The 6,373-nt window shown below is 29.6% G+C and carries 10 protein-coding genes; 6 read left to right on the forward strand and 4 right to left on the reverse strand.

The features are described 5' to 3' along the window. Positions 1–68: 68 nt before the first annotated feature. The 5 genes from HMPREF2647_RS11200 (at position 69) to HMPREF2647_RS08055 (ending at position 2,064) form a co-directional block, all read left to right on the forward strand. Positions 69–155: an HNH endonuclease gene (locus HMPREF2647_RS11200; protein ID WP_141756757.1), complete on the forward strand. Its 87-nt coding sequence runs from the start codon at positions 69–71 to the stop codon at positions 153–155. Positions 156–359: 204 nt separating this feature from the next. Further along, positions 360–833: a phage terminase small subunit P27 family gene (locus HMPREF2647_RS08040; RefSeq protein ID WP_070859882.1), complete on the forward strand. Its 474-nt coding sequence runs from the start codon at positions 360–362 to the stop codon at positions 831–833. Between the two features lie 60 nt (positions 834–893). After that, a complete protein-coding gene (locus HMPREF2647_RS08045; RefSeq protein ID WP_070859884.1) occupies positions 894–1,427 on the forward strand; it encodes a spore coat protein in 534 nt (177 codons plus the stop codon). After that, complete coding sequence (locus HMPREF2647_RS08050; RefSeq protein ID WP_070859886.1) at positions 1,424–1,741, forward strand: hypothetical protein; 318 nt, start codon at positions 1,424–1,426, stop codon at positions 1,739–1,741. The genes HMPREF2647_RS08045 and HMPREF2647_RS08050 overlap by 4 nt, the downstream gene beginning before the upstream one ends. Positions 1,742–1,773: 32 nt before the next feature. Continuing rightward, positions 1,774–2,064, forward strand: coding sequence for a sigma factor-like helix-turn-helix DNA-binding protein (locus HMPREF2647_RS08055; RefSeq protein WP_256326483.1), 291 nt, complete (start codon positions 1,774–1,776; stop codon positions 2,062–2,064). 667 nt (positions 2,065–2,731) lie between these two features. Here HMPREF2647_RS08055 and HMPREF2647_RS11325 read toward each other — a convergent pair. Further along, positions 2,732–2,878 (reverse strand): hypothetical protein, encoded by a 147-nt coding sequence (locus HMPREF2647_RS11325; RefSeq protein ID WP_176746920.1) that lies wholly within the window; start codon positions 2,876–2,878, stop codon positions 2,732–2,734. A 313-nt stretch (positions 2,879–3,191) separates the two neighbouring features. Here HMPREF2647_RS11325 and HMPREF2647_RS11330 point away from each other — a divergent pair, with 313 nt between their 5' ends. Further along, positions 3,192–3,329, forward strand: a complete 138-nt coding sequence (locus HMPREF2647_RS11330; RefSeq protein WP_176746921.1) for a hypothetical protein — start codon at positions 3,192–3,194, stop codon at positions 3,327–3,329. Between the two features lie 93 nt (positions 3,330–3,422). Here the strand turns inward: HMPREF2647_RS11330 and HMPREF2647_RS08060 are convergent, their stop codons facing one another. From HMPREF2647_RS08060 to HMPREF2647_RS08070, 3 genes are all read right to left on the reverse strand, one after another. Further along, positions 3,423–4,076, reverse strand: coding sequence for a phosphatase PAP2 family protein (locus tag HMPREF2647_RS08060; RefSeq protein WP_070859891.1), 654 nt, complete (start codon positions 4,074–4,076; stop codon positions 3,423–3,425). A 618-nt stretch (positions 4,077–4,694) separates the two neighbouring features. After that, positions 4,695–5,735, reverse strand: coding sequence for an Abi family protein (locus HMPREF2647_RS08065; protein ID WP_070859893.1), 1,041 nt, complete (start codon positions 5,733–5,735; stop codon positions 4,695–4,697). A 197-nt stretch (positions 5,736–5,932) separates the two neighbouring features. Continuing rightward, positions 5,933–6,337: a sporulation protein gene (locus tag HMPREF2647_RS08070; RefSeq protein ID WP_070859895.1), complete on the reverse strand. Its 405-nt coding sequence runs from the start codon at positions 6,335–6,337 to the stop codon at positions 5,933–5,935. Positions 6,338–6,373 lie beyond the last annotated feature (36 nt).

The raw sequence follows: 6,373 nt of genomic DNA on the forward strand, positions 1-6,373 counted from the left end.
GGCTTATATGAAGCAATTAGAGAACATCATAATTAGTGAAGATAAATGTATATCGATATAGATAGATAATGCTGAGAGACTGGAGCGAAAATTTAGACATGAATAATTTAGAAGTAGTGTGTTTTAGCTGCCACAACAAAAATCACGGTGGGTAAATTTTTTGAAGTTTGTTTGTAAGAAATATTTTTCTGAAATTAATTTTTGAAAATAATTTTTGCGGGGCTTCGATTACCCCCACACTTTATTTTTTTGACGGAAAAACGAGCCGCACTTAACTTTCAATAAATTTCTAAATGAAATCTTAAATATTCGTAAAGGCTTTTTACTTTACATTAAATGACTTAGAAAGGAGGACGAAAATGCCGCCAAGAAAATTATTATCTCAACAAAAAGGTAATTTAACAGTCGAACAACAAGAAAATAAGAAAGCAACGGAAGAAGCAATGGAACAGCTTACTCCTTTAAACGCAGAACCTCCAGAGTGGTTAGATAATAGAGCAAAACAAGAATGGTTTAGAATATATCCATTACTAAAAGAGTTACCAATTGCCAGTTTAGATTTAGCGTTGGTGTCCGCATATTGCCAAGCCTATTCGGATTATATTCAAGCCACTGAACGTATGAAACAAGAAGGCGCAGTAGTTATTACTGAAAGAGGTACTAAATTAAACCAAAACCACGCTATTAAACGCGATGCACTGGCACAATTGAATAGTATTTCATCTAAATTAGGCTTAACAGTAGAATCTAGACTGAAGATATTAGACCCTAAGAATGAAATACCTAAGAAACAATCTGTATATGACCAATTCGGAATTTCAGATAACGACTAAACAAAAGTATAAAGTCAATCAGGAAATAAAATAGATAAAGTTTAAAGGAGTGCAGAGCTGTTGCTGAAGAAAAATAATAATACTTTCAGTTATGAAAGAGAAGAAAGAATTTCAGAATATGAGTTGTTGGTTAAATACAATCCTCAATTTATAAACAGAAAATGCCAAGCACTCGAAGAACAAATAAATGCCATGTATCATCTAAATATCTCACATATGACCTGTGATGAAGCAACGGGGGTAGTTTTCACCAGTTATCCATTAGAGAAATTAGTTATATGGATCATTGAGAAAAAAGAAAAGTTAGAACGTTATAAAAATCAATCACTGGAACGCATGAATTTACTTAAAAATATTGTCAGCACCTATCCATATCATGAGCAACAAGAGATAATGCACTATATGCGTACAAATGGCGTTTATAAGCCTTATAAGAGCATTGAGAAGTTATGTGAAGATTTATATAGAAACACGCATAAAGCTCGTCTAATGCGTCAAAGAGATCATTTGAAAGAACAAAGAAAATATTTTGATGAAGAAGTAGAGAAAGTAAGAACTACATTACAAACGCAAAGAGAGGAGCTAGTTATATGAAAACCTTAAAGAGTTTCGATTATAAAATACTGAGTGGATATATAGAAAACTATCAAACATTAGTTGATGAGTACAAAACACAAGCGAGTCGAATGACAGAACAGAGATACAATAGAGTTAAAAGTATCGTAAAAGGGATTACCGAAGTATATAACAATGCGACACTACAAGAGCAGCAATTAATTAAAATGTTATGGTGGGATAAACAACCTTATGACATAATCGCAGATGTCTTAGGGATAACAGAGTACACAATTAAGCATGCTAGAGAAGTAATATTACGACGTGTTGCTGAAAGAAGTACATATCTATGATATACGATAAGAAAAGCGTTAGAGCCTTCATAATGAACTATGAACCACCTAAAGAAGAACCGCCCATGTATGAAGAAAATATAAATAATTTCTTTTCATTAGATCAACCTACAACATCGATAGAAACGAGCGATAATTTTGAAGAACATATATTTTTTAATGAATTATCGTCAGTAATTGAAAGCATTGGTACAGATAAAGAATTCGTTGTTTTCGATTTACTCGCTCATGGTTGGTCGTATGAGAAGATAGGCGAAATGCTCATGGTAACGAGTGGACGTGTTCGACAGATATTTAGCCGATTACTAGATAAGCTACCCTAAGAGGTGGCTTTTTCTATGTAGATATATATTCAAATAAAATTAGTTAGTGACCGTAATAAATAATTAAGGTATTGGTATTTTGTAGTACCCTTTATTTTGTATATTTAGTTTTAATTAAGGAATTAGTTTGTTAGTATCAAATTTAAAGATATCTAGGAGGGAATATAAATGGGGTCAGTTCTCACTGTTGCTTTAATATTCTTAATTTTAGCTCTAGTCTTTAAATCTCTTAAGAAAAAGAAGTAAGAGAGATATACATATTTGAGTAGTATTATTTTTTAGTTATAAAAAGTAAACGCTTTCTATTTACATTTAGAGCCTTTTATAAGATAATAAATGCAGCTACTAAACTTACTACTCAAAATTGAGTATCCTTTAATAAACTGACTGTATCCTTTGGATGCAGTCTTTTATTTTATTGTAGACAAATATATAAATAATGAGATAATAATAAAAGAGATTTAATGATTTCTAAAGTCTTTATGTTACATATAGAGTTTTTTACTCTACCTCGACTACATAGGAGCTAACCTTAATTGGTTAGCTTCTTTTTTTGTATAAAAAATCACTCTCAACTTAGCTTATGACGGACTAAGTGAGAGTGCAGATAAAAAGTATGGAGTGAAACGTATTTATTACTCTATTACATACAAATCAATGACTTTTATTATAATAGTGTGGCTAAATAAAAATTAGTGTGTAATAATAATAATTGAGATTGTCTAACTGGCGATTCTTTCCTTTCCACTAAGTATTTCTTCTCCATTGAAAATACTGTATGTTTAGGCAATCTCGACACTTTAAAAGCTTTCATAAATCGCATAACTCTTTAGGGGCGTAAAGCCCCTTTTTGTATGCGAAAAAGTCTCACTAGTACATGACTAGTAAGACTAAGTTTCAATGAAAGCAATGCTAACTACGAATTATTTTAACATATCTCTACTTCACTTAATAGACATATATTTTATTATATACTGCTGTAAAATTCGTGACGGGAGCTCCATGCACAATTCATTCAGTCAGATAGCAAAGGGAGTAGGGAAACACGATGCCCTTTATTCATGGGGTCGCGAAACGCTCCCCCATAGATGAGGGAACAAAACGTTACCTCATCTATCGTTAGGTAAGTGACTGTAGCTACACCTGTATTTATTGATAGTATTGGAACAAATGAGAAAGAAAATAAAAAAGAATTAGAGAGATTAAGTAAAGAGCACCCTAACGCAGTATTTCACATTGATGATATAGGTGGATTTGAGGAGTAAATTAAGCAATAAATCTACGTAATTTTATATTTCTAATATAGAAAAGCTACCGTGATTGGTAGCTTTTTTAGTATGAGTTAATTTAAAATTAGATTAGTATAGATGTTTTCTAAACAAAAAATATGATAAATTTAACCAAGCTAAACTGAAAGTTACCCCACCTAATACGTCGGATAAAAAATGTGCGTGAAAATATAATCTTGAAAATAGAATGCTTATCCAAATAAATATCAAAACGCTAGATATTATTATTGTTAACGTTTTATTTTTTAAATGATTTATTAGTAAAAAAATAAGTATAAATATAACTAGTGTGCTTGCTAGTGAGTGCCCACTTGGGAAAGAATAGCCAGTATCTGTAATCAAATGGTCAAATGGTCTTGATCTATGAAGAAGATATTTTAAGCCTATACCAACAATGCCACCTATGGCCACTGTTAATATATTCCATAAAGAAAATATAAAATTTCGCTTGATAAAAGCGACTGTTGAAATAATAATAGTAATAATTATAAAAGTGCTTTTATCTCCGTAAGTAGCTGACAAAGTCATATAATCGTTAAACAATCCATTAGAATAATTCATTTTTGGTTCGCCAAATGTAGTATAAAACCAATGGAACGAAAGATTATCAATTACATGAATAAAAGTGATTTTGAAAATAATTGATATGAAAAGGATAAAGAAAAATAATATATTGATTAATAGAGAAAGCAATAGTAAATAATTTGATTTTAAAATATTCATAAATGTCCTGCCTTTTATTTATTTTTATAAGCTTATCATTTTAAAGTGATAAGAGAATCGGCATAGAGACCTATTTTATAATTTTTGATGGTGAGTGCAGAAAGAAGCAATACCATACTAATTCGCTAATCCTATTTTTTTGGTTTATCAGTTTAATTTTTAAATAGATACAAAAGGGCAAACTGATATTTTTATATGTAGCCACATCTTTATTGATGTGTTTTTTTATGCTGAGAAACGCTCTGTGTTACAGTGAGATATTAATTTGTGTAACTATAGTGTTTAAAGCATTGATATACGTCTAATAATAATCATAATAAACATCAATTCATGCAACATTTCAGGAGTTTTAAAAAGTATATGAAGTAAGGTGTATCAAGTGTTTGAAGTAGAATGAGTGATTTGAAAGTTGCACTTTTAAGATAAAACTGTTGTAATCTTAAATTTAAGGGCATAAAAAGGGCATATTTATGAAACAAAAGGCAAAAGTATGAATTACCACACAGACAAGTTAAATATCTCATCTTAAACGTCACTTACAAAGTGGCGTTTTTTAACAATTAAAAAGCAAAAAATAATAAGGGTACGGTGGTGTACCCAAAATTATTGATTAAACTTTCAAAGATAATTTTCATTAAAAAAAGAAAGTTTTCGTATTAGATCGTAAGTAAAACCGATTGATTCTAATAAATTTATTTTGTTGTATTGATCCATTTCTCCGTATAATTTAAATAATTCTTCTATTAAATTATCTCGTGTTGGTTTATTTCTAGTAAACAAAAGAATTATTAACGTTAATGCATATAAATCATTTCTTCCAATGTCTTTAGCATAATCTTCTTTCAAAATTAATTCGTACCCAATTATATTATTGAAATGCGTTCGAGATAATTGGGATTCAGATTTAAAAGAATAAAATCTATGACCGTGTGCTATTCTGTTTCTGAATTCTCTTAATAAATTCAGTGAATCCACCCCTATACTTGATAACTCTTTTTCATTATCTGTTATATTAGAAACACTTTTTAAAACTTCAATTTTATGATTTTTCTTTAGAATACTTAACCATTTAATTGTTAAACCGAAATTGTGAGGTAATATGATTATCCATGGTGGTACATGGTTATGTTTCTTCTTATAATGATTAATTGACTCCACTTTATTCCAATTTAAAGATTTACTAATGTCATCTAATACTCCAGCTCTTTTACTTTTATGGGGGTCATAATAGTAAGTATCTAGATAACTGTATTTTCTATCGAAAAGTTTCGGATTATTTTTACTTTTTGTTTTAGGTTCATTTACTCCAAAGTTTTTGGCTACTACTGCAGCAACATTATTCTTTAAAGATTGTTCAATCAATATCAAGTATTTAAAATATAAATTCTTTAATCTCATATCATTTTGATAACAATGAAACAAATCTCTGAAATGTGTATTTTCTACAAATTGGTCGTTGTCTTTATTCTTAAAAAAGTGAGAATAAGCGTTGATCAATGAATAATAGGAAATTGTTTCTAGCTGTAGCAACGCAAAATCTTCGTTATCAATAATTAATCCTCTATCTTTTAATAAAATTACTTGTTCTTTACAGCTTAAATATGGTTTTGATTCTTTGGAAGTCTTTAAATAAGTTTTTATGGCATTTATGTCTTTCAATAGAATTCTCTCCTACAACGAAAAAACCCCTCATGCAAGCATGAGAGGTTTCTTGAGTCGTTTCATAGAACAACTATTTCATACTTGCATTATAGATGTTTTTTCTTTATTAGTCAATATTAAAGATGTCTCTTGAAACTAACAAGCTTCTTCCATCCCTCAACCTCCTTTATTTATATTGAAAAAATAGAACACAATTAATCAATCAGCCTTATTTCATCTTCATCGTAAGCATCAACAGAATGAGAAAGGTAAGCACGTGTTTTTAAAATCAATTTATCAGGATTAGTTTTAAATTCTAGTTCATGAATATTAAATTGGAAATGTTCAATTTCTTTGGTATTTTCACATATACTACGGTCTACGTGTAAAGTAAATGTTTGTAATTCGTTATCTAAAATAGGAAATTGACTTCGCTCATCGGGATTATCATACCTTTCAATTAATGTAAGCTCAATCTGATTAATAGTTTGTTCTGATGCACCGCTTTCTATGACCACGCTTCCGTCCAATATACCATTACTATGAACTTGTTCTGTTTTTAACACAGTGTTTATTTTTAATGATTCTATACCTATTGAAGTTAATATTTTTTCGAACATTTCAATTCCTCCTTATTCTATATCTTTATATTCAAA

Source organism: Staphylococcus sp. HMSC035D11, assembly GCF_001836075.1.
Taxonomy (GTDB): Bacteria; Bacillota; Bacilli; order Staphylococcales; family Staphylococcaceae; genus Staphylococcus; species Staphylococcus hominis.

Bases quoted from the DNA above. Each gene is read 5' to 3' on its own strand.
- HMPREF2647_RS11200 (WP_141756757.1), top strand. From the start codon at position 69: ATGCTGAGAGACTGGAGCGAAAATTTAGACATGAATAATTTAGAAGTA.
- HMPREF2647_RS08040 (WP_070859882.1), top strand. From the start codon at position 360: ATGCCGCCAAGAAAATTATTATCTCAACAAAAAGGTAATTTAACAGTC.
- HMPREF2647_RS08050 (WP_070859886.1), top strand. From the start codon at position 1,424: ATGAAAACCTTAAAGAGTTTCGATTATAAAATACTGAGTGGATATATA.
- HMPREF2647_RS08055 (WP_256326483.1), top strand. From the start codon at position 1,774: ATGAACTATGAACCACCTAAAGAAGAACCGCCCATGTATGAAGAAAAT.
- HMPREF2647_RS11325 (WP_176746920.1), bottom strand. From the start codon at position 2,878: ATGAAAGCTTTTAAAGTGTCGAGATTGCCTAAACATACAGTATTTTCA.
- HMPREF2647_RS08060 (WP_070859891.1), bottom strand. From the start codon at position 4,076: ATGAATATTTTAAAATCAAATTATTTACTATTGCTTTCTCTATTAATC.
- HMPREF2647_RS08070 (WP_070859895.1), bottom strand. From the start codon at position 6,337: ATGTTCGAAAAAATATTAACTTCAATAGGTATAGAATCATTAAAAATA.